Here is a 21,239-nt window from a genome sequence, read left to right on the forward strand (position 1 = left end):
ATTAACCAAAACTCAGCTTCATATCAGAGAATGGCCAGTAGGTGATATCAACTTTTCCAACCAGCTCGTCAGCATCAATGAACCCAATTTTACGGCTGTCCAAGCTATAGGGGCGATTGTCTCCCATCACAAACAGCTTGCCTTCCGGGACTTTTTTAGTTCCCGTCACATTTTTTAATGTAAAATCCTGTGTATACAATTGTCTGGCATTCGCTTTCTGCAAAGGCTGCAAAAAAGCCTCTTCAGCCATGTCACCATTGATATACAAGTGGTCATTCTGATAAACAATTTCATCGCCAGGCAGACCAATCACGCGTTTGACATAATCATCCTGCTTGTCAGCATGAAACACAATAACATCGAAACGGTTAACATCTGTCAGCTGATAGACAACTTTGTTAACCATCATCAGGTTCCCGTCATACAAAGTAGGCTCCATTGATTCACCGTTCACGACATAGCTGGTATATAAACAGGAGCGAAACATAATCGCCAGAATGATTGCCATTAGGACAACCGAGATAAACGTGCGACGATAGGCTGTTTTCATTCTTGCTTTCCTCCTGGGTATGGCTTCAGTTTATATAACTGTTACCAGCATAACCAGCTTGTCTATCTTTTAACCTCCTGACTCTCCTGATCATACAGCAGGGATTTCCGCTGAAGACGCCGTTCAATATACTTGCCAAGAATCCAGAATAGCCCTATGCAGCCACCCACAACAACTGTACGGACCGGGTTTTTGGCAAATTCAAAAATACTCGAACCGACAAAAGCAATGGAGAAAATCATGATCGACTTCCCCATGAGCACTGCCAGCATAAACTGCCGGAAACTGATGCCTGAAAGGGCTGAAACAACATGAATGACCGATGACGGCGAAAAAGGAAAACACATTAATAGAAAAAGCGGTCCAAAGCCATGCCGGTCAACCCATCCAATCACTTTCCGCACCTGCTTGTTTCGGCGTAAAGCCTTGAATAAAGACTTGTCCCCAAGTTTACGAATAACCCAGAACACAATAACTGCTCCAGCACAGGCTCCGATCCAGGATAATATAAACCCTTTCCATAAACCATATGCAGCACCATTGGCTATCACAAAGACAACTAACGGCAAAAATGGAAGAAACGATTCGATAAATGGCAGTAAAATGCCTGGCAGCGGTCCAAGATTTTCGTACGACTGCAGTAATTGCTGAATTTTTTCCTGTTCGAATAAGTTTTGCCAATCCGCCATACTTATATTTAACCAATACATTGTGTTCATTGCCCCTTATGCTCAGAAGACGTTTGCCACCTGGCCGGTAAACGTGTCTTGCTGTAACGCCACCGTCCCTCAAACAGTTCCAACTATTTCACTAACATCACTGGGAAATATATTGCCTCTTTCTTTTCATTTTACCTTAAATAATGGTTTTAATGTATATTTTTTGTGAAATTTATCATATAATAGTTTTGGAACAAATGTTCGTACCGGAGGGATTACATGCGATACCTGTCTGATGAAGAACTGCAGCTGGCTTCACGTTTCCTGTTTCTTTCTATGGCTATGGTTGTCATTCAGCAGGATAAACAGCATATCCAAAAAGGCACGTTTAAGATTAAGGAACCTTATCTCAATCTTTTGGAGAAAATGACTGCCGAAGCTACCGATGAGCGAAGGGAGCTGCGCAGAAGGATGCGGGATAAAAACATTGACGTCGTAACATTGGCTAAAAATGATTCGTTTTCATCTTATTTATTTCTTTGCCGGGGAAGCGAAGAAAAACACAATTACTTTAATCCAGCTATCCGAAAAAAGGTGCAAGCTATTATTGAAGAACTCATGGAAAAGGCTCAGCCACCATATCAGCATTATGCTGCTGCAGATACTTAATGCGATTATCCAGTACGTACCGGTATTGTGCTGTCCGCTGTACCTGATTAAGTATAGAACCCAGCGATACATCCAATAGAAGCGTTTTCTGGTTTTTAAAAACAATTTTCGTCTGTTTTCCAGGCCCCTGGTTCACATGATTAATATGCGAATGAGCAATCCAGGAACATTTGGCACTTGTTGGAGAAGCTGTTGGGAAAAAGTACATACCACTGGCCGGGTCAACCGCAATTGGAGCTTTATGTGTGATGTTGGAAATATTGCGTGTACCGTCCTGTCTGCCTCTCAAACTCGATCCAAAAAACTTGCAGGCATTATCGATGATTTTACTCGGAGTATGGTAAGCAGCAAATTCATCCTGTTCTTCTAAAATACACGAACGGGCACTGCCATCTTCACTCTGCTCTCTAATGATGGCCATAGTGAGAGGTGTTACTTCATAAGAAGGTGAATATGAATGATTCATCTGTTTTTCATCCTTTCATAATTAAATGAAAAGAAAGAGGCTGTCTATAATCTACCAATTTATTCATTAAAAGGCAATAGAAGATTGCTTTTTTTCTTAATTTTTCAGTGAATATGAGCAAAATTTTATTAGAAAAACTCAAAATGACTCCTGTGCGACACACAGAAGTCATTTTAAGGCAGCCGGATCGTTACGTGACTGAGCGATTAACAAAGCTTGTCTCATTAATAGAGCATTCGAATAAATTCATCTTCAGGAATTTTGCCAAGGTAATAAGACACATCAATGTCAGACAGTGCATCTTCAATTGTTTGGCGTTTATGAGGGATACCTGTCAGGGCATTTTCAAGCTCACTAACGTCACCTAAGCCGAAAAAGTCACCATAAATCGTGCAATTTTCGATCATGCCATTTCGTACATCCAGCCGCACGTCCACAAGGCCGGCAGCAAACTTATGAGAGGCCTGCACATTAAAATGAGGTGATCTGCCATAATTCCATTCCCATTTTTGGTAACGTTCTTCAGAAATTTTATGAATAGCTTCCCAATCCGCTTCTGTTAAGTCATAGCGCGGCACATCCTGCACATCGTCCACAGCAAAAATGTGTTTCAGAATCATATCTTTAAACGTATCGATTGATAGTTTTTCATCAAGGTACTCAGATATGTTAGCGACATGGCTTCGAATCGACTTGATCCCTTTTGACTCAATTTTTTCCTTATTGACATTCAAGGCGGAAACAACATTTTCAATTTCCGAATCAAGCATCAATGTCCCATGACTAAACATACGTCCTTTGGTTGAGAACATCGCATTCCCGGAAATTTTCCTGCCTTCCACAGCCAAGTCATTCCGCCCTTTCATCTCAGCCGGCACCCCTAATTCATTCAAAGCTTCAATAATCGGCTGTGTGAACTTCTCAAAATCCTGAAAACTTTCACCGTCATCTTTTGTGATAAAGCTGAAGTTAAGATTTTGCTCGTCGTGATAGACTGCTCCGCCACCGGATAAACGACGGACGACCTTAATGCCTTTATCATCAACATAATCCGTATTAATTTCCTCTATACTGTTTTGATTCCGCCCGATAATAATCGACGGCTGATTAATGTAAAATAACAGATAGGTATCCTGTTCCCCGAAATGACGCAGGATATATTCTTCAATTGCCAAATTAAGCATTGGATCGGTAATCCCCTGATTATCAATGAATTTCATGTTTCTGCCTCCCTCTCCTTATAAAGTTAATCTCATTCAATCATATATGAAATGGCCGTGACAAGCAAAAAATCTATTTCTCCCAAGTCAATCCTTCCCTGGCCAGCTCAATTTTGCCGGAGAAATAATTCTCAGCCTCACGGACCAGATTGTTCTGATCACCATATTGCGGTAAATGACTAAGAACAAGTTCCTGAACACTGGCTTCCTGCGCAATTATGCCACACTCCCGACTGGTCATATGGCCTGCTTGAGAGCCATCTTGCTCGGCATAAAAGTTAGAATCGGTCAGCAAAAGATCGGCATCTTTTGCGAAATCATACCAATCCTCTTGAAATGCCGTATCGGCAGTATAGACAATGACCTTATCTCCGTTACTGATTCGCATGCCATAACAGGGAACTGGATGAACCGTTTTTAAAAAAGTGATCGTAAATGGCCCAATTTCCAGTGACGCATTCGGGTCATAAGCAATCCCTTCTGTGTACTTGTGCGTCAGTGAAGCGAAACCATCCGCGTCTTCCTGATGCCCATAAATCGGTAAGACATTACCATCATAACTGATAAAGGACTGTGACAGCAGAGCATACTGCAGGACACCAATATCTGCCACATGATCATGGTGGTAATGTGACAGGATAACAGCATCCAGATCCGTAAGCTGTTTTCTGGTCTGTAATCTCGATAAAGAACCGCTCCCTGCATCAAGAAGCAGTGTGAAGCCGTCCTCTTCCAGTAGATAAGATGAAGTGGCACCACCCGGAGCTGGATAACCACCCCATAAACCAATAATTGTTAATTTCAAAAAAATCACCTCAATTAATCCATTTTGTTGTAACACAGGGTTGACTTGTTTCATACTGTTATAATACAATGTAACTACTATTCAAAAGGGGTTGTTAACACATGATGAACGTTGTTGAGTTTTTCCGGAACCTGCCGCACAAAAAGTGCCATAACTGCGGTCAAATAATATCTGAGAAAGCCGATTGCTACGGCAACCTGTGTGACAATTGTGATAGTCCGGCCAGATAAGTCTAACATCATTGTACTGCACAATAGCCTTCCTTTCCATTGATACAGCTATGCAACAGCTGTATTTTTTTGTCTTAAATCGAGCCGGTAAAAAAGAGGCTCTCCACCAAAATCTAAGGTTTATATTAATGAATCAATATGGCACAAGACCAGCTAGCGGAGGAAAACACGAAGACTCCTGCGGGAAGAAGACCCCGCAGAAAAAAAGCGAACGTTGATCCAAAAAAGATTCTAAAAATAATTTTTAAAATATCGGAAAATGATGTTATTTATACCTTATTTATTTTATAATTTACTGGAGAAACAAATTACATGGAGGGGAGCATGATCATGAGCAGGGAAGCAAAACGTTTATCACGTGCCGAAGTACCAAAAGAGGAGACTTGGGACTTAACTGATTTGTTCACCACCCATAAGGAATGGGAGCAGGAACTAAACGCTATTCAAACGGATGTGAGTGAGGTCATACAATTCCAGGGGCAGCTGACTGCCAATGCCAAAACCTTGCTCAAGGGACTGCAGGCTGAAGAAAATTTTCAAAAGCGGCTGATTCGTGCAGCCACTTATGCCAATTTAAAATCAAGCGCCGACGGTTCCGATCCAGACAATCAGGCTGACGCAGCAAAAGTTTCCGCCGTGCTGGCTGACATAGGTGCTAAGCTGGCATTTGTAGAAAATGAACTCTTAATGCTATCCGAAGCGACCCTAACACAATTCATAAATGAAGAGCCGGATCTGGCAGTCTATCGTAAAATGGTGCAGGATATTCTGGCAAAAAAACCGTTCACTTTATCCCCAGATACGGAGAAAACACTCGCCGCGCTTGCCGATGTCCATAGTGCGCCGCAAAAGATCTATGAACGAAATAAAACAGCTGACATGACATTTGAGCCAATTAAGGACCGCGATGGCAATAAGATGCCGATGTCTGCCGCACTTTTCGAAGACAGCTATGAAATGTCATCTGATACACATGTGCGTCGTCAAGCCTATGACTCATTTGTCAGCACTCTAAACCAGTACAAGAACACGCAGGCAGCAGTTTACGCTACTGAAGTGACCAAACAAGTTACCACCGCGCGTTTAAGAGGGTATGATTCCGTCACTGATATGCTTTTGCAGCCGCAGCAGGTCAGCCGGGAGATGTATCACAACCAGCTTGACATCATTCAGCAGGAACTGGCACCGCACATGCGCCGGTTTGCTAAACTGAAACAAGAAAAACTTGGTCTGAGTGACATGCGTTTTTGCGATCTGAAGGCACCGCTCGATCCGGAATTTAACCCCGAAACGAGTTATCAGGAAGCAACCGATATGATTTCGGAGGCCCTTCAGATTATGGGACCGGAATACAGTGCGATTATAAACAAGGGCATCACTGAGCGCTGGATTGATCGGGCAGATAATATCGGCAAGAAGACAGGGGCATTCTGCTCATCGCCATACGGTGTTCATCCCTATGTTCTCATCACGTGGACCAATTCGATACGCGGTGCATTTATGCTGGCACACGAACTGGGACATGCTGGTCATTTTTATCTTGCCGGTAGCAATCAGTCCCTTGTCAACACCCGCCCGTCTACCTATTTTATCGAAGCACCTTCGACATTGAATGAATTGCTGCTGGCTGATAATCTGTTGGCCCAAACGGACGATAAGCGCAGGAAACGCTGGGTTATCAGTTCGCTTTTAAGCACGTATTATCATAACTTTGTGACCCACTTGCTCGAAGGTGAGTTCCAGCGCCGTGTTTATGACCTGGCGGAAACAGGCACTCCACTGACCGCTGACGTCCTGTGTAAACAGAAAAAAGAAACACTCGAAAACTTCTGGGGCGATGCTGCTGTTATTGATGATGACGCCGGCCTTACCTGGATGCGCCAGCCACATTATTATATGGGATTGTATCCGTATACTTATTCAGCCGGTTTGACCATTTCCACGGCAATGGCCGGTCAGATCCGCCATGAAGGACAGCCGGCTGTCGATCGCTGGCTATCTGTCCTGAAAGATGGCGGAACCAGGACACCGTCCGAATTGGCACAAAAAGCCGGCGTTGATATGACCAATCCAGATGCCATCAAAGAAGCTGTTGCCTATGTCGGCCAGCTTATAGATGAACTGGAAAAAACGTATGACTGATTATTAAAGAAGCTGGGACAAAAGTGCGAACAGCCAAAACCAACGCTTGCCTGACTAAACCGCCCGCGGAAATAGACATCGTCTTTCCGCGGGCGGCTCCACTAATCTTGTCCCAGCTTTTTATTATTCTTGGGGTCCATCAGGCATGGTGAAAACGCCGGAAGTCAAAACACCGCTGTACGGCAGTATTCAGTCGTGATCATTCAAATGAGCCAATACTTCATTAGCGGCTTTCTCACCCTGATCGATACAATCAGGAACACCAACACCATCGTAAGAACTGCCTGCTAAAGTGACGCCCGGAAGTTCTCTGCGCACAGCCCGGCGGACACCAGCAATCCGATCGGTATGACCGACAGTATATTGCGGCATAATAGACTTCCAGCGGCTGACGACACTGAATTCAGGCTCAGCTGTGATGTCCATCGTTTTGTTTAAGTCCCGCAGTACGATAGCCTTAATTTCCTCATCCGATTTATTCACGATTGAGGCATCATCTGGTCTGCCGACATAACACCGCACGAGTGCTTTACCATCAGGAGCCGCACCAGGCCATTTTTTATGTGTCCAGGTGCATGCCGTAATCCGGAAATCACTGTTCCGCGACACGACAAATCCAGTTCCATCAATATCTTTTTTAATGGCCGATTTATCAAAGGCCATCGCCACATTGGCAACCGATGTCACTGGCATAGCCCGCAATGGTTCAAACAAGCTGAACTGGCTGAAGATCTTAGGCAACGTCTGATGAGGCGTTGCCATAATGAGAGCATCAGCCTGATAGACCTCGCCATTGCTCAACAGAACATGATAGCCCCGTTCCTTCTTTTCGACATGATCAACGCCAATTTCCCGTGAAATGGTGTCTCCCAAAACGTCACCAAGACGCTCAACCAGTGTTTCCAGTCCATTAGCAAATGAGAAAAATGCGCCCTGATTTTGGCTGTTCGTTTTTTGGGGCGGTTTCGCCTTTTCCGGTCTTGTTTTTTTCAGGCCATTTATCAAACTGCGGTGATTCTGTTCCAGCTGATAAAATTCCGGAAATGTTGCCTGAATGCTCATGTCATCAATATTACTGGAATAAATACCTGACAAAAGCGGCTCGATCGTATTTTCTACTAACTTATTGCCAAAACGCCGGCGTAAAAAAGCCCCCAGAGACTGGTCGCCTGTTTTGCCTTTGGGAATGACAAGATCCATACCGGCCCGCAGTTTTCCCGATAGCGGCAATATACTGGAAAAAAGAAATGGACGAATCCTTACAGGCACCCCCATATGGGCACCTCCAGGCATTTTGTGCAGCTTATTTTTGACAAGAATGTAAGACTGACCCGTACCGTTGTGAACGACTTGGTCGCGCATTCCCAGCTCACCTGTCAATTTTACACCAGGCTGTTTGCGTGACAGCATAGAATCGGGGCCTTGCTCGATAATGAATCCGTTGCGGCGGGTCGTTTTAATTTTGCCCCCGATCCGGCTGCTTGCCTCAACAAGTTTTACCTCATAGGGCAATCCTTTTTCCTGAATGTCTTTTTGCAAGTAGTAGGCAGCTGTTAGCCCCGTAATGCCGCCGCCGGCAATTAGAATCTTTTTGGTTTCACTCATAGCCAGTCACGCTTTTTTTCATGACGACATCCGCAAGTGTTGCAATAAACTGTGGGTGTGTATTAGGCATGTCCGGGCGATGATAGGTGGCGCCCAATTCATCACAGACCTGCTTGCACTCATAGTCGTTATCATATAAAACTTCCAGATGGTCAGCGATGAACCCAACCGGCGCATACACAAACGAGCGGTAGCCTTCTTGTTTATACAGATCACGTGTCAGATCCTGCACATCCGGTCCGAGCCATGGATCAGGCGTGTTTCCTTCACTCTGCCAGCCGATAGCATAATGTTGAATGTCAGTCTCTTCTGAAATCAGCCGTGCTGTTTCTTTCAGCTGGTCGGGATACGGATCGCCATTCTGCAGTATTTTTTCCGGCAGACTATGGGCTGATATAACAAGTGCAGCATTTTCCCGCTCTTCTTCCGGCATATCACTGTAAACGTCCTTAATCTGATCAGCCCAATATTTAATAAATCCTGGCTCATTATACCAGCTTTCGACTGATTCAATCGCTATGCCGTGTTCGGCGGCTTTATCAGCAGCGCGCTGATTATACGATTTAACACTGAACGTTGAATAATGGGGAGCCAAAACGATGGAAACTGCTTCATCGATCCCATCTTCCGCCATTTGTTCTACAGCATCTTCAATAAATGGATTGATATGCTTCAAACCAATATAAGCTTTAAAGGTTACCTCATCCTGTTCAGCATTAACCTTGGCTTCCAATGCACTTGTCTGCTCTTCCGTAATTTTTGCCAGAGGTGAAATACCCCCAATCGCCTTGTAACGGTCTTTCAAATCCTGCAAGGCTTCTTCAGAGGGCTTCTTGCCTTTCCGGATATCCGTGTAATATGGTTCAATGTCTTCTTCCTTGTATGGCGTTCCATAAGCCATCACAAGCAAACCAATTGTTTTCTTTTTTTCCATATGTAACACCTCTTAATTTAAATTGCTTTGTTTGAATACGTATGGATCAGATTCGTTAATTTTTGCAAAGTAGCCGGCTTAATATCCGGGGTTACGCCGTGGCCCAGATTAAAGATATGCCGTCCGTCGTGCATGCTCTCATCCAGGATTGCTTTTGTTTTTGTTTCAATCGTCTTCCAGTCAGCAAGCAGAACCGTTGGATCCAGATTTCCCTGCAGCACTTTGGTGATTCCCATCTGACGCGCTTCAGAAATCGACGTGCGCCAATCAAGCCCAATCACATCTACTGGCAAGTCATTCCATTCCAGTAACAGATGCCGTGCGCCTACGCCGAAGATAATCAGCGGCACATTTTCTGTCTGCAAAGCTGAAAAGATACGCGACATAGCTGGCTTAATATAATAGCGATAGTCTTCCACATTCAAGGCTCCGACCCATGAATCAAAAATTTGCACAGCACGAGCACCGGCAGCAATTTGTGCCTTCACATAATCAATCGTCATGACTGCCAGTTTATCCATTAAGGCAAACCAGACATCCGGCTGACTGTACATGAGCGCCTTTGTCTGGCTGTAATTTTTAGACGGGCCGCCTTCAATCATATAACTTGCCAAGGTGAATGGTGCACCGCTGAAGCCGATCAACGGTACATTCAGCTGTTCTTCAGTTAACAGGCGGATCGTATCCAGCACATAGGACACGTCACGTTCCGGCTGTAACGTGCCCAATTGTTCGACGTCCTGAAAACTGGTGATTGGATTGCCGATCACCGGTCCAACACCCTTTTTAATTTCCACATCAACACCCAATGGCACAAGCGGCGACATAATATCTTTATATAAAATCGCGGCATCCACACCATAGTGTTCCACTGGCAAACGTGTCACATAGGCACATAATTCCGGCTGATGTGTAATCTCAAACAATGAATATTTTTCTTTTAACTCACGGTATTCCTTCTGCGATCGGCCCGCCTGCCGCATAAACCAGGCAGGCGTGTAAGTGGTTGATTCACCTCGATAAGCTTGTAAAAGCGTATCATTAAAATCTTTTATCACAGACACCACCCTTTTCACGGTAATAAACATGTATAGGTTTTACTATAGCGATTCTTCATGCCGATGTATAGGAATTATCAGGCATTGTCATGAATTTGTCTAATAAGCCCTTCTATATCACTGCATCGACAGCTCGACTGTATTCGACTTTTGTCCCTCTGTTTTTGTCAATGGGTCATAGGGGACAACATAATAACGCGAGGAGCCGAACAGCTTGATGTTATCAATTTCGTATTCATGATCACCTTTGACTTCAGCAACCTGTTTATCAACCTGCTCGTCCTTTTCCTCATAAATACGGTAAATAATCCGGTCATCACGCGGCTCTGTCCACTCTAATTTAGCATCAAACAGTGAAAAACCGCCAAATGTATACTTCCCATGCAGCGTTATGTCGTCAGGAAGCTCGATTGGTTCCGGCAGCGCTGAGACATTCGCTGGTTTTTCAAACGAGCCGGCCAGCGTATCCCGCTTATCGATTTGTGACAATATCGCCTTTGTTAATTTCGTGGGCATCTCACTTCCCGCCGTTAAATAGTGCTCCGCATCGGACGTGTCATAACCCATCCATGCTGCACTCACATATTCGGGTGTGAATCCGGCAAACCAGGCATCCTTATCAGCTCCATTCACATGCGGATGCTGTGTTGTACCCGTTTTGCCTGCAAGTGCTTTAGGATAACGCCCCGCACTTCCGGTACCGTCTGTCACAACAGTGGATAAAATAGACGTTATATCCCAGGCCACTTGCGGGCTGAAGACATTTTCATCATGTGTTTCCGCTGCCTGCAGGACAGTTCCTTCGCGGTCCTTCATTTTCTCAATAGCTACCGAATCGCCTGTAGCACCATCATTAGCAAATGCACGATAGCCAGAGGCCACCTGCAGTGGTGTCACTCCTTTGGATAATCCGCCTAAGCCAATAGCCAGTCCCTTATCCTTAATCGGCATACCGAGTTTGTCCAAGTAATCCTTGGCATACGGGATGCCGATATCATTTAAGAGCCAGACGGTTGGAACATTTTTGGATTCCACCAGAGCATCATATAGCGATACATAACCAGCATACTGATCATCGTAGTTCGTTACGGTATACCCGTCAATATCACCTTTCCGATCAGGAATTAAGCTATAGGGCTGATAGGTTTCTTCCATCATGGCTGGTCCATAAACAGCAAGTGGCTTCATGGCCGATCCTGGCTGACGTTTCACAGTCACTCGATTCAAGCCGCCAAGCTTATAGTCGCGGCCGCCGACAGCAGCCGTTATGTGTCCTGTATCGCGTTCCAGCATAACAAAAGCCCCTTCAGCTCCGCCGGTATTGCCTGCAAAATAATCGTCATTTTGAAATTTATTATAGACAATTTGCTGAATGTCCGGATCAAGGGTTGTCACAATCTGATAACCACCGCGCCGTAATTCATCCCTGGATAGATCATACCGTTCGTTAGCCTTTTGCAGTACAAGGTCGATAAAACTTGCCGTCCATGGCTTGGGCTCATAATTCTGAATAGCCAGTTCCGTACCCTTTGCCTGTGTTTTATCAAGCTTGTTCTCTGAGATAGCTCCCGTCTCTTCCATAGCCTGCAATACAACATTACGGCGTTTTTTTGCTTTATGAGGATGCCGAATTGGCGAATAGCCATTAGGGGCTTTTACCAACCCGGCCAATTGCGCCCCTTCCGCAAGGGACAGCTCATCAGCGGACTTATCGTAATACTTCCAGGCTGCTGCTTCAATACCATACACACCGCTCCCAAAGTAAACTTTATTCAAATACAACTGAAGAATCTTCTCTTTTGACAAATGGCGTTCCAAATAAATAGCTGTCATTAATTCTTTTATCTTGCGCATCCACGTTTTATCATTCGAAAGGAACAGGTTTCTCGCCAACTGCTGGGTTATGGTACTGCCTCCCTCCACTTTGTCCATGGCTATGATATCACGCACAACGGCCCGGACGGTCGCTTTGAAATCAATAGCTCCATGATCATAAAAACGCCTGTCCTCAATCGCTATAAACGCATTCTGAACGTTCTGCGGAATGTCATCCAATGTCACAGGCTCCCGGTTTTCATCATACAGCTTACCTATGAGCTCACCGTCTGAAGTTTTAATTGTCGTTGTGGCATCAAGCGTCAGCGCATCCTCATCGACAAGGAAAGTCCCTCCGAAGTATATGATAAGAAACCCGGCGCCGCCTAATATAAGCAGGAATGTGAATGAAAGCAGCAGCCATTTCAGCTTTTTCATTGTTAGGAAATTCACCTCAAAAACAGTATACGACAATCTTTTTATTGACGAAAGATAATATTAGTTAGTCATTATTCTAAACAGATTAATAACGTCGCTTAACGGGTATGTTAAACTGAAAGGAAAGTTAACGAAAGGAGACTAATCATGAACGCGTATATGACAAATGGAACATATGACTTTCTGCAGAAGCTTCCGGCTGAACAACCATCAATTGACTTCTTCTTTATGCATGATAATGCCAACACGCTTGTTTACTGCGAAGGCAATTTCAAGAAGAACGTCTTTGCCGCCGGCCGGTCATATGAAGCCGTAACGGCAAGCGGTGATTTAAACAAAAGTGGTTTCGTGGTGATGAACAACATCCCGGTTTCTGATGATGGCAAAGCTCTATTTGAAGACAAGTTCAAACAGCGGCAGCAAATGGTTGAGTCAGAACCTGGTTTTCAGTGTTTTCGGTTATTGCGTCCCAAAAAAGGCAATACATATATTGTTATGACGCAATGGGCATCAGAAGCAGACTTTAACAACTGGAAAAACTCAGATCAGTTTAAGCAGGCGCACAAGGAAGGCAGTGACGTCAAACCGCCGGCCTATTTTCTGGAAAGACCTTTTCTAACCAGCTATCATATGATTGAGGAAAACGAATAAGCCGGTGGAAACAAGCAGGCTTAATCATCTCTGGCCTGCTTGTTAATCCGTTTCACCGGTATCGTTAACAACATATTCCTTAAAGAACTGCCGGTACATATCATCCGGCTGAGGACCGTTAATCCTGTCGACTTCCTCACCATCTTCATAGTAAACAAGCGTCGGCGTACTATCGATGTCATACGTGTCCCAGCCATCCCTGAATTCCAGCAGATTCAATTTCTTCATATCAACACCCATGTCCTGAGCAATCGGCACCAGTCTTGGTGTCAGTTTCTGACAATGCGGACATGTCGGATCATAAAAATAAACGACCATATCGTCACCATCTGACAGTTTCTCATCAAGTTCTTTTGGCACCATTTGATTCTGATAGTTCGGGTTATCCAATTGATCGATTGTTGCCTGATCTAAATTATCTTTGCCATATGGGTTGTCTTTATCTACCGCTGCCTGTTCACTCTTATAATTAGTTGCAAAATAAAGAGCTGCAACCAGCACAATAATGACGCCAAGGATGATCAGTATTTTCTTTTGCATAGCGTTAAATCTCCCCTTGATGCTTGATCGTATTCGTACAAACAGCTTACATTGCCCAGTCACTGCGTATTATACAGTGACCAGAAAGCAAAAGCAAAAATGACGTCTCCTCTGCAGCAGGTATTTTTAACAATTTTATGTTTCAAAAAAACACAGACGGGAATAGTACTTGTGAAGACAGACTATAATTGAAAGGTTGTGATGGATAATGAATAAAGACTACAAAAATCTGATTGATGGTTTGAATGACGACCTGGCTCACGAATATGCAGCAGCGATTCAATATACGTACAGTGCAGCTGTTGTAACAGGAGTGCATCGGGCAGCGTTAAAACCCTTCTTTGAAGATGAAATTAATGACGAAATGGGTCATGCGTTATATCTGTCCGAAAAAATTAGCGCTCTAGGCGGGACTCCAACAACGAAAGCCGCTGAACTATCACAGCCAACGGAAGTCAAAGATCTGCTTGAGGCAACATTGCAATCGGAGACAGATACGATCAAACGCTATGAAGAACGCAAACAGCTGGCAGAGAAATTAGGCGAAACAGCACTCGTTGTAAAACTGGAAGATGTCATTGCTGACGAAACGAAGCATAAGGAAGAAGTCGAAAACCTTCTAGCTGATCCGGAAGGCGTCTTAAACAAGTAACAATAAGCTATTGTGGGCACCCCCCTTAGGACAGACAGATCTGCAAATCAGCATCTGAATGCCCTGAGGGGGATTTTTATGCCAGCAAATTCCGGCCATACCTTTTTACAACGCATGTTATGATAAAAGAAGTACATAAAGGAGGCCTTCACGTGTTAAAGGCGATTCATAACAAACTGGATGACCTATATCCGGAAATGGTGGAAATCAGGCGTTTCTTGCACCAGTATCCAGAACTGTCATTCCAGGAAACCAAAACAGCTCAGTACATTGCTGATTTTTATGAAGAACTTGGTATCCCATATCAGCAAAACGTCGGTGGCAATGGTGTGATAGCAACTCTTGAAGGCGGCAAACCGGGAAAAGTGGTTGCCCTTCGTGCTGATTTTGACGCTCTGCCAATCCAGGATGAAAAAGATGTGCCCTATAAGTCAAAAATAGATGGCGTCATGCACGCATGCGGACATGACGGACATACGGCCTCACTCTTAACGCTTGCCAAAGTCATGACCGCGTTTCAGGATGATTTGCCAGGAACGATTTTGTTTTTACATCAGCATGCAGAAGAATATGCACCAGGCGGAGCACAGCCTATCATCGAATCCGGTGCGCTTGATAAGGCGGATGCTGTTTTCGGAACGCATTTGTGGGCAACAACACCATTCGGCGTCCTGCAGACGTCAAAAGATACTTTCATGGCCGGACCGGATCGTTTTGAAATAACGATTCAAGGCCAAGGCGGACATGGCGGCTACCCGCATCAGACAAAAGATGCGATCACAATTGGATCACGACTTGTTTCACAGCTGCAGGAAATCGTCTCCAGACGGCTGGATCCGCTGTCAACTGCCGTTATCTCAATTGGTCAGTTTGAAGCCGGCAGCGCCTTTAACGTTATTGCCGATAAAGCACGCCTCGTAGGTACAGTTCGTTATCTGCAGCTGGACGTTCAGGAACAGATAATTGAAGAAATGGAGAAAGTCATTCAAGGGACCTGTATTGCCAACGACGCTTCCTATACATTTGACTACGACAAAGGGTATCCACCGCTCGTTAACAACACCCAGGAGGCAGAACTAGTTCTTGAGGCATCTAAACAGGTTGACGACATTCATACTTCCGAGGAAATACAGCCCGTTATGGCCGGCGAGGACTTTGCCTACTACACGCAAGCAAAACCGGGCGCCTATTTTTTCACAGGTGCCAAAAAAGAGGGATACCCTCACCACCATCCGATGTTTGATATTGACGAGAGAGCTATTCCAGTCGCTGCCAAAACACTGATCGCTGCCTACTTCGCCTATCAGGCCCAAACACAGGCAAAAGGCTGATCCTATAAAGATCAGCCTTTTGTGCCTGCACTAATTTTTCGCCTTGCATAGCCCTTAGTGAACACGTAATTAAACACCGTACCGCCTGCCAGTATGATGACCATACTGCCCCATTCCTGCATCAGTAAAAACAGAAGCGTAAACAGAACCGTCTGGATGCCTGTCAGCTGGAACAGCAATTTTAAAAAGGAGTCTTGCCTAACAGCCAGACTGACCGGATAAAGATCAAGCCACATATTCGTTCTGTGCTGGTGATACAGTGTCATCAGCTGAAAACTGCTCATGTAGACGAAGAGCAGAGCAAAGAGCAATTTCATCCACATATTAGGCACAAAATAAATGATTAATCCTCCAATAATAATCAGCCGTACGTAAATCCCCAGATAATCACCACTGCGAACAAACGAGATCCGGTATAAATAATCAAATGTCCGGCTTTGGACAAGCGGCACCCGGCTGACAAGCGACACGAGCCACTGTCTGCGTTTAACCTGATTTTTTAAATGGGGCACATCTGTAAACATGTTAGCCACACGGTAAAATGTCTGCATGCGACTGCGGTCTTTCTCCACAAGCATATCCCAAACGACACCAGCCCGTTTACGGGAAATCGTTAAATCATATAAAAATATGAGTGCAAACAACACTGTCGTGATGCCGGCCCATAGCATCGCACCTTGTACCAGACAGTAAAACACGGCCACATTCAGCAAAACGCGGATAATCTGATCCGTCAGCCGCAATTCAGGCTCCCGGATTTTCAGCATCCACCAGTTCGCAATTAAATTGCCGGCTTTTAGAATCAGCATCACAAACAATGTTCCCAAGTACGCATCACCGGCACGGTCTGGAAACGACGCAAAATAAAGCGGGCCAAACATCGCACCGGCCAGAAAGATCACGTAAAGCTGTACGACGAAACTGTAGATTATGGCATCACGGAAATATGGTCCCATTCTATGTTCCGCTGCAATCAGAAAAACCAGATCCGGTTCTTTCACCAATGTGCGTACAGGACTATGGCTCACAAGCAGGCCGAATGTAACACCGATAATCAGAGCTGTTGGAAAGCCTTCTGGCAGTTCTTCCAGCCATTGCCGGTAATAATAGGCACCCGCCGAAACAAAAAACAGCATCGCAAACGCAATATGCCCGTTAAAAATATAGCGCAGATAACGGCTCAGTTCTTTAACATGAGACGCGAGCCGCTGTTTAAAGAAGCGATGAGAATTAAACATGGCTATCTTCCTTTGTGAGCTCCACATATAAGTCGTCCAGTGTCGCACCCGGCATGTTAAAGTCCCTGCGCAAACTCTCCAGCGTACCGATCGCTCGGATGCCTCCATCATGTAAAATGACAAACCGGTCGCAATTCCGTTCCGCTGTGGCCAGAATATGTGTTGACATCAGCACACCTGATCCTTCTGCTTTCATACCGTCCATTAATTCAAGATATGACTTAATACCAAGGGGATCAAGTCCGACGAATGGTTCGTCCACAATGTACAGCGGCGGTTCGATCAAAAACGCACACATAATCATGACCTTTTGACGCATTCCCTTCGAAAAGTGCGTTGGAAACCATTTCAGCCGTTTTTCCATCCGAAACTCCTTCAGAAGCGGTGTAAGGCGTTTTTCAAACACATCTTCCGGGATATCATAGGCCATCGCTGTCAACTGCAAATGCTCATACAGTGTCAGTTCATCGTATAATATCGGCATTTCCGGAATGTAGGCGATTTGACGCCGGTATGTATTCGGATTTTCCGAAAACGTTTGACCATTAACCGAAACACGCCCTTTTTTGGGCTGCATTAAACCTATAATATGTTTAATCGTCGTGCTTTTCCCGGCACCATTGAGACCGATTAACCCAACGATTTCGCCTGGAAATACATCCAGTGAAATGCCGTGCAGCACATTTTTATGGGTATAGCCGCCATGTAAATCGGCTATATGCAACAAAGATTCCACAAGCGTTCCTCCCAAAAATCCACTTCACTAAAAGTTTACCACGTTTAATGGACGTTGCCAAAAAAACTCTTCGACAAAAACGAGTATATATGCGCATTGGCCGTTAATACTAATTATGAAGCAAGAGAAGGAACAGAATCAGCTATTATCGCACGATCCAAAACGAGGTGTTTGTGTTCGATAATCAGATGATTGAACTCAGGATAAGCGTAAGTATAACGCTGTAAACCAATCTTGAAAACCATCTATTGTATAAACCTTTTTGCCGGATATCTCTGTTAAGGAATGCCGACTTAATGGTTTATCACCACTTTGGACTGTGTAACGATCACACAAAGTCCCCAACATGACAGATGTCTGTCCGTCTCTTGCTTGTTATTAACAGGCCGGATCACTCTTAATCCCGGCCTGTTTTTAGTGTATGGAGTGGCGTCAAATAAATTGCTTTACTTTACTTATCAGCCTGTTTCTTTATACAATGAATGAAATACATACATAGGGAGTGATTGGCATGGATCATGAGGATTGTATCTTTTGCAAAATCATCAATGGAGATATTCCATCAGCGAAGGTATATGAGGATGAGAATGTCTACGCATTTTTGGATATCAGTCAAGTGACAAAGGGACATACGCTGGTCGTACCCAAAACACATACCCAAAACATTTATGAAACACCTCCGGATGTCGCCGGTAAATTATTTGAACGCGTTCCAGCAATAGCTAACGCCATTAAAAGGGCCTACCACCCAGCAGGCATGAACTTACTAAATAATAACGAGAAAATAGCTGATCAGTCTGTATTCCATCTGCACATCCATTTGCTTCCACGTTATGATGAAAATGATGGCTTTTCATCGAACTGGCAGGTTCATGCCAATAATTATTCGCAAGATGATCTGCAAACAATAGCCCAAACAATCGGAAGTGAATTGTAGTCACCATTTACACTAAAATTAGGAAAATTGACGGCTGTTTATCTGTTTGTCAATCTGTTATAATGAAACTACGTTTTCGCAGCTGGCGAAGAAGCACAGTTGGAAGACAATACGCCAAAGGTTGCATTTGAATATAAAGTATAATCATTTACATCCTTAAGGCTCTAGCTTAGCTTAGAAGAGGAGAGATAAAAATGAATACGAGAGTTTTAGTGCTTCTATCATTATTTATGGGGATTGGAGCAGTGTTACACTTTATCATTCCGCCTTTCTTTTATGGAATGAAACCTGACATGCTGCTCTCTATGATGTTTTTGGGCATTATGCTGTTTCCCAGGCTGAAGTATACGCTTGTCGTATCAATGGCTGCGGCATTTATTTCCGCGCTGACAACCCAAACACCAGGCGGTCAGATTGCCAACGTCATTGATAAGCCGATCACAGGCCTGCTTTTCTTAGGGCTATTACTGCTCATTCAAAATCGGTTAAATAATACGTTTAGCGTTCCTGTATTAACGGCTGTCGGTACGATGATCAGCGGCTCAATATTTTTGACTGCAGCTCTTTATATAGTCGGTTTAATGGACGGCGCATTTCCAATTTTATTTGTATCCATTGTACTTCCGGCAGCAGTCCTGAATACAGCATTTATGATGATCGTCTATCCAATTGTCCAAAACATTCTAAAACAGACACAATTAACCACCATTTAAAACACGATGACTAGTTACAGTAATCCTCTGGCACATCCATTCTGTCAGAGTTTTTTTAGCCTTTTGTTACTTGATTAAACGTTGTGAAGGAGAAACGAAACACGTATAAGAATTACTGGAAGGAGTGTTCGACACATGGCCAATAACAAATCATTATTTTTAGGGTTTCTAACAGGGACTGCCATAGGCGCAGGAGCAGCTTTATTAACCACACCTGAAGCAGGCACTGGCATGCGGGGCCGTGTCAAACAACAAGGTTCCAATTTCATGTTTCAGATTAAGAAGCTAAAAGACCGTGGTTTAACATTAAGTAATCAGCTCACCAAGACATCCAAAGAAGGTGCCTTTCTTGCTAAGGATTTAACACAGGAAATGAAAAAATCCGTGGAAGAGTGGAAAAAAACAATCGAACCTCACCAGGAGAATATGCAGGAATATCTGGAACAGCTTGAATCCAGCATAACTGACTTGGAAAATAAGGTCCGTCAGTCGTAGTTCTGAATAAATTCGTTATACCTAATACGCACATTATCCAAGCGTATCTGAATGCGTCTAGGAGCCTGCAAAAAATGGCTGCGACATAGAGCAGTATAAAATGGTTTCAATTCGTCTTTTACGGATTGAAACCATTTTTAGTTTGCACCATTATCATAATAATAGGATAAGCTTCCATACCAGTATCCCTACATTTCAGGGCATCTGTCCAAAAAATAAATTCGGCGATTAACTATAAAACAAGCGTGGCATCCTTATCATTTTTCATGGTGGACGCCACGCTTATTATTTTAATTTACGGAAGGAATTGCCCTATAAGCTTTTACTCAGCAGCAATGCCTTCTTCCCATTTCTCGACTAAGTCGCCATTTTCGTCCATAAATTGATCGGCAACTTTTTCGGCATCTTTGTCATCAACAAAGATCGGTGCCATATATTCGTTTTCGATTTCTTCACCCCAATCTGCAGCGAAGCGGGTCGCAATTTTATAAGCTGCAGGGTGGGCATCTTCGAATCCTTTGTTAAAGACAAGCTGAATCTTGTCACCTGCACCACCATAGACGTCGTCTGGATCCTCAAGCATTTTTAGATCAAGGTCAGCGAAAATCCAATGTGGCTTCCAAAGAGGTACAACGATTGGCTCTTCGTTTTCTATTTTAGTTTGCAGTTCGGAAAGCATAGCGGATTCAGAGCTGGACGTAAGTTCCCAATTGTCTAAGCTATAGTTTTCAAGTGCTTTTTCGGTGTTCTGCATGATGCCAGCGCCTGGGTCGATGCCGATGATTTCCCAGTCAACTTTTTCGCCAAGTTCATCATTGCCTTTGAGGTCTTTAACCGAATTAACATCTTCCATATAAGAAGGAACAGTCAAAGCAAGTGGTGCCTGTTCAACTAAACTGTCTTCCTCATAAACTTTAACTTTATCACTATATTGATCCAGGTAGTCACCGTGAGTTGCCGGCAGCCAGCCTGTTGCGTTAAACGTATTTTTATTATCTGCTGTGCTTGTCCACATTGGACCAGCTTCAACCTGTTTTACGTCAACGTTATAGCCAACGTCTTCAAGCACATTTGCGAGTATTGGCGTACGGGTTGTAGAACCAGCCCACGCTACATACGGCAGTGTGATATCTTTCCCGCCAAGCTTAGTGCCATCGCTGCTTGCGTCGTCGCCACTGTCCTCAGTTGACTCATCGCTGCCATCTGAAGAAGAGCTTTCCTCGTTTGAATCATCGCCACATGCTGCAAGCGTAATAGCCAGAACAAGAGCTGCAGCTAAGCCTAACAATCTAAATTTCTTAAACATAAGAAATATTCCCCCTAAATCTTAGTAATATATATGTTCTCGGATGATC

Annotated in this window: 22 protein-coding genes; 9 read left to right on the top strand and 13 right to left on the bottom strand. The window is 44.1% G+C overall.

From position 1 onward, the window contains the following. Position 1 precedes the first annotated feature (1 nt). Entirely contained in the window at positions 2 to 550 is a 549-nt protein-coding gene (lepB, locus tag ACFQU8_RS03310) for a signal peptidase I (RefSeq protein ID WP_382357747.1), read from the bottom strand. A 62-nt stretch (positions 551 to 612) separates the two neighbouring features. Next, entirely contained in the window at positions 613 to 1,260 is a 648-nt protein-coding gene (locus tag ACFQU8_RS03315) for a TVP38/TMEM64 family protein (protein WP_382357748.1), read from the bottom strand. A 228-nt stretch (positions 1,261 to 1,488) separates the two neighbouring features. Between ACFQU8_RS03315 and ACFQU8_RS03320 the strand changes: the two genes are divergently transcribed. Beyond that, positions 1,489 to 1,878 carry a hypothetical protein gene (locus tag ACFQU8_RS03320; RefSeq protein WP_382357749.1) on the top strand — a complete coding sequence of 130 codons (390 nt, stop codon included), beginning with the start codon at positions 1,489 to 1,491 and terminating at the stop codon, positions 1,876 to 1,878. On the opposite strand, the gene ACFQU8_RS03325 is transcribed toward ACFQU8_RS03320, so the two are convergent. From ACFQU8_RS03325 to ACFQU8_RS03335, 3 genes are all read right to left on the bottom strand, one after another. Further along, positions 1,826 to 2,344 carry a competence protein ComK gene (locus ACFQU8_RS03325; RefSeq protein WP_382357750.1) on the bottom strand — a complete coding sequence of 173 codons (519 nt, stop codon included), beginning with the start codon at positions 2,342 to 2,344 and terminating at the stop codon, positions 1,826 to 1,828. The two genes, ACFQU8_RS03320 and ACFQU8_RS03325, sit on opposite strands and share 53 nt — an antisense overlap. Before the next feature lie 224 nt (positions 2,345 to 2,568). Continuing rightward, a complete protein-coding gene (locus ACFQU8_RS03330) occupies positions 2,569 to 3,564 on the bottom strand; it encodes a lipoate--protein ligase (RefSeq protein ID WP_382357751.1) in 996 nt (331 codons plus the stop codon). A gap of 73 nt (positions 3,565 to 3,637) precedes the next feature. Next, entirely contained in the window at positions 3,638 to 4,369 is a 732-nt protein-coding gene (locus ACFQU8_RS03335) for an MBL fold metallo-hydrolase (RefSeq protein WP_382357919.1), read from the bottom strand. A gap of 101 nt (positions 4,370 to 4,470) precedes the next feature. Between ACFQU8_RS03335 and yhfH the strand changes: the two genes are divergently transcribed. Both yhfH and pepF read left to right on the top strand, forming a co-directional pair. Next, positions 4,471 to 4,599, top strand: coding sequence for a protein YhfH (gene yhfH, locus ACFQU8_RS03340; protein WP_382357752.1), 129 nt, complete (start codon positions 4,471 to 4,473; stop codon positions 4,597 to 4,599). 330 nt (positions 4,600 to 4,929) lie between these two features. Beyond that, positions 4,930 to 6,741: an oligoendopeptidase F gene (gene pepF, locus ACFQU8_RS03345; RefSeq protein WP_382357753.1), complete on the top strand. Its 1,812-nt coding sequence runs from the start codon at positions 4,930 to 4,932 to the stop codon at positions 6,739 to 6,741. A 189-nt stretch (positions 6,742 to 6,930) separates the two neighbouring features. Here the strand turns inward: pepF and hemY are convergent, their stop codons facing one another. The 4 genes from hemY to ACFQU8_RS03365 all read right to left on the bottom strand — a co-directional run bounded on the left by hemY (position 6,931) and on the right by ACFQU8_RS03365 (position 12,591). Then, on the bottom strand, positions 6,931 to 8,346 hold the full coding sequence (gene hemY, locus ACFQU8_RS03350) for a protoporphyrinogen oxidase (RefSeq protein ID WP_382357754.1): 1,416 nt from the start codon (positions 8,344 to 8,346) through the stop codon (positions 6,931 to 6,933). After that, on the bottom strand, positions 8,339 to 9,280 hold the full coding sequence (hemH, locus tag ACFQU8_RS03355; RefSeq protein ID WP_382357755.1) for a ferrochelatase: 942 nt from the start codon (positions 9,278 to 9,280) through the stop codon (positions 8,339 to 8,341). Before hemH ends, hemY begins: the two co-directional genes overlap by 8 nt. 17 nt (positions 9,281 to 9,297) lie before the next feature. Next, entirely contained in the window at positions 9,298 to 10,338 is a 1,041-nt protein-coding gene (gene hemE, locus ACFQU8_RS03360) for a uroporphyrinogen decarboxylase (RefSeq protein WP_382357756.1), read from the bottom strand. A gap of 117 nt (positions 10,339 to 10,455) precedes the next feature. Further along, complete coding sequence (locus ACFQU8_RS03365) at positions 10,456 to 12,591, bottom strand: transglycosylase domain-containing protein (protein ID WP_382357757.1); 2,136 nt, start codon at positions 12,589 to 12,591, stop codon at positions 10,456 to 10,458. 147 nt (positions 12,592 to 12,738) lie between these two features. Between ACFQU8_RS03365 and ACFQU8_RS03370 the strand changes: the two genes are divergently transcribed. Then, a complete protein-coding gene (locus ACFQU8_RS03370) occupies positions 12,739 to 13,242 on the top strand; it encodes an antibiotic biosynthesis monooxygenase family protein (protein WP_382357758.1) in 504 nt (167 codons plus the stop codon). Positions 13,243 to 13,284: 42 nt separating this feature from the next. Here ACFQU8_RS03370 and ACFQU8_RS03375 read toward each other — a convergent pair whose 3' ends face one another. After that, positions 13,285 to 13,782 (bottom strand): thioredoxin family protein, encoded by a 498-nt coding sequence (locus tag ACFQU8_RS03375; protein ID WP_382357759.1) that lies wholly within the window; start codon positions 13,780 to 13,782, stop codon positions 13,285 to 13,287. A 208-nt stretch (positions 13,783 to 13,990) separates the two neighbouring features. Between ACFQU8_RS03375 and ACFQU8_RS03380 the strand changes: the two genes are divergently transcribed. Both ACFQU8_RS03380 and ACFQU8_RS03385 read left to right on the top strand, forming a co-directional pair. Beyond that, the gene (locus tag ACFQU8_RS03380) at positions 13,991 to 14,434 is read left to right on the top strand and encodes a ferritin-like domain-containing protein (RefSeq protein ID WP_382357760.1); all 444 of its coding nucleotides are present in this window, start codon (positions 13,991 to 13,993) and stop codon (positions 14,432 to 14,434) included. Positions 14,435 to 14,586: 152 nt separating this feature from the next. Next, positions 14,587 to 15,765: a M20 metallopeptidase family protein gene (locus ACFQU8_RS03385; protein ID WP_382357761.1), complete on the top strand. Its 1,179-nt coding sequence runs from the start codon at positions 14,587 to 14,589 to the stop codon at positions 15,763 to 15,765. An 11-nt stretch (positions 15,766 to 15,776) separates the two neighbouring features. Here ACFQU8_RS03385 and ACFQU8_RS03390 read toward each other — a convergent pair whose 3' ends face one another. Continuing rightward, on the bottom strand, positions 15,777 to 17,003 hold the full coding sequence (locus ACFQU8_RS03390; protein WP_382357762.1) for an ABC transporter permease: 1,227 nt from the start codon (positions 17,001 to 17,003) through the stop codon (positions 15,777 to 15,779). Continuing rightward, positions 16,996 to 17,739, bottom strand: a complete 744-nt coding sequence (locus ACFQU8_RS03395) for an ABC transporter ATP-binding protein (RefSeq protein WP_382357763.1) — start codon at positions 17,737 to 17,739, stop codon at positions 16,996 to 16,998. Before ACFQU8_RS03395 ends, ACFQU8_RS03390 begins: the two co-directional genes overlap by 8 nt. A gap of 511 nt (positions 17,740 to 18,250) precedes the next feature. Here ACFQU8_RS03395 and ACFQU8_RS03400 point away from each other — a divergent pair. The 3 genes from ACFQU8_RS03400 (at position 18,251) to ACFQU8_RS03410 (ending at position 19,884) form a co-directional block, all read left to right on the top strand. Further along, on the top strand, positions 18,251 to 18,676 hold the full coding sequence (locus ACFQU8_RS03400) for an HIT family protein (protein ID WP_382357764.1): 426 nt from the start codon (positions 18,251 to 18,253) through the stop codon (positions 18,674 to 18,676). Positions 18,677 to 18,870: 194 nt separating this feature from the next. Further along, positions 18,871 to 19,389: a tryptophan transporter gene (locus ACFQU8_RS03405; RefSeq protein WP_382357765.1), complete on the top strand. Its 519-nt coding sequence runs from the start codon at positions 18,871 to 18,873 to the stop codon at positions 19,387 to 19,389. A 135-nt stretch (positions 19,390 to 19,524) separates the two neighbouring features. Beyond that, positions 19,525 to 19,884 (top strand): YtxH domain-containing protein, encoded by a 360-nt coding sequence (locus tag ACFQU8_RS03410; protein WP_382357766.1) that lies wholly within the window; start codon positions 19,525 to 19,527, stop codon positions 19,882 to 19,884. A gap of 322 nt (positions 19,885 to 20,206) precedes the next feature. On the opposite strand, the gene ACFQU8_RS03415 is transcribed toward ACFQU8_RS03410, so the two are convergent. Continuing rightward, a complete protein-coding gene (locus tag ACFQU8_RS03415; RefSeq protein WP_382357767.1) occupies positions 20,207 to 21,190 on the bottom strand; it encodes a glycine betaine ABC transporter substrate-binding protein in 984 nt (327 codons plus the stop codon). Between the last annotated feature and the right edge of the window lie 49 nt (positions 21,191 to 21,239).

This window comes from Lentibacillus kimchii (assembly GCF_042666895.1).
GTDB classification, from domain to species: domain Bacteria; phylum Bacillota; class Bacilli; order Bacillales; family Amphibacillaceae; genus Lentibacillus; species Lentibacillus kimchii.

Bases quoted from the DNA above. Each gene is read 5' to 3' on its own strand.
- lepB (WP_382357747.1), bottom strand. From the start codon at position 550: ATGAAAACAGCCTATCGTCGCACGTTTATCTCGGTTGTCCTAATGGCA.
- ACFQU8_RS03315 (WP_382357748.1), bottom strand. From the start codon at position 1,260: ATGTATTGGTTAAATATAAGTATGGCGGATTGGCAAAACTTATTCGAA.
- ACFQU8_RS03320 (WP_382357749.1), top strand. From the start codon at position 1,489: ATGCGATACCTGTCTGATGAAGAACTGCAGCTGGCTTCACGTTTCCTG.
- ACFQU8_RS03325 (WP_382357750.1), bottom strand. From the start codon at position 2,344: ATGAATCATTCATATTCACCTTCTTATGAAGTAACACCTCTCACTATG.
- ACFQU8_RS03330 (WP_382357751.1), bottom strand. From the start codon at position 3,564: ATGAAATTCATTGATAATCAGGGGATTACCGATCCAATGCTTAATTTG.
- yhfH (WP_382357752.1), top strand. From the start codon at position 4,471: ATGATGAACGTTGTTGAGTTTTTCCGGAACCTGCCGCACAAAAAGTGC.
- pepF (WP_382357753.1), top strand. From the start codon at position 4,930: ATGAGCAGGGAAGCAAAACGTTTATCACGTGCCGAAGTACCAAAAGAG.
- hemY (WP_382357754.1), bottom strand. From the start codon at position 8,346: ATGAGTGAAACCAAAAAGATTCTAATTGCCGGCGGCGGCATTACGGGG.
- hemH (WP_382357755.1), bottom strand. From the start codon at position 9,280: ATGGAAAAAAAGAAAACAATTGGTTTGCTTGTGATGGCTTATGGAACG.
- ACFQU8_RS03365 (WP_382357757.1), bottom strand. From the start codon at position 12,591: ATGAAAAAGCTGAAATGGCTGCTGCTTTCATTCACATTCCTGCTTATA.
- ACFQU8_RS03370 (WP_382357758.1), top strand. From the start codon at position 12,739: ATGAACGCGTATATGACAAATGGAACATATGACTTTCTGCAGAAGCTT.
- ACFQU8_RS03375 (WP_382357759.1), bottom strand. From the start codon at position 13,782: ATGCAAAAGAAAATACTGATCATCCTTGGCGTCATTATTGTGCTGGTT.
- ACFQU8_RS03380 (WP_382357760.1), top strand. From the start codon at position 13,991: ATGAATAAAGACTACAAAAATCTGATTGATGGTTTGAATGACGACCTG.
- ACFQU8_RS03390 (WP_382357762.1), bottom strand. From the start codon at position 17,003: ATGTTTAATTCTCATCGCTTCTTTAAACAGCGGCTCGCGTCTCATGTT.
- ACFQU8_RS03400 (WP_382357764.1), top strand. From the start codon at position 18,251: ATGGATCATGAGGATTGTATCTTTTGCAAAATCATCAATGGAGATATT.
- ACFQU8_RS03405 (WP_382357765.1), top strand. From the start codon at position 18,871: ATGAATACGAGAGTTTTAGTGCTTCTATCATTATTTATGGGGATTGGA.
- ACFQU8_RS03410 (WP_382357766.1), top strand. From the start codon at position 19,525: ATGGCCAATAACAAATCATTATTTTTAGGGTTTCTAACAGGGACTGCC.
- ACFQU8_RS03415 (WP_382357767.1), bottom strand. From the start codon at position 21,190: ATGTTTAAGAAATTTAGATTGTTAGGCTTAGCTGCAGCTCTTGTTCTG.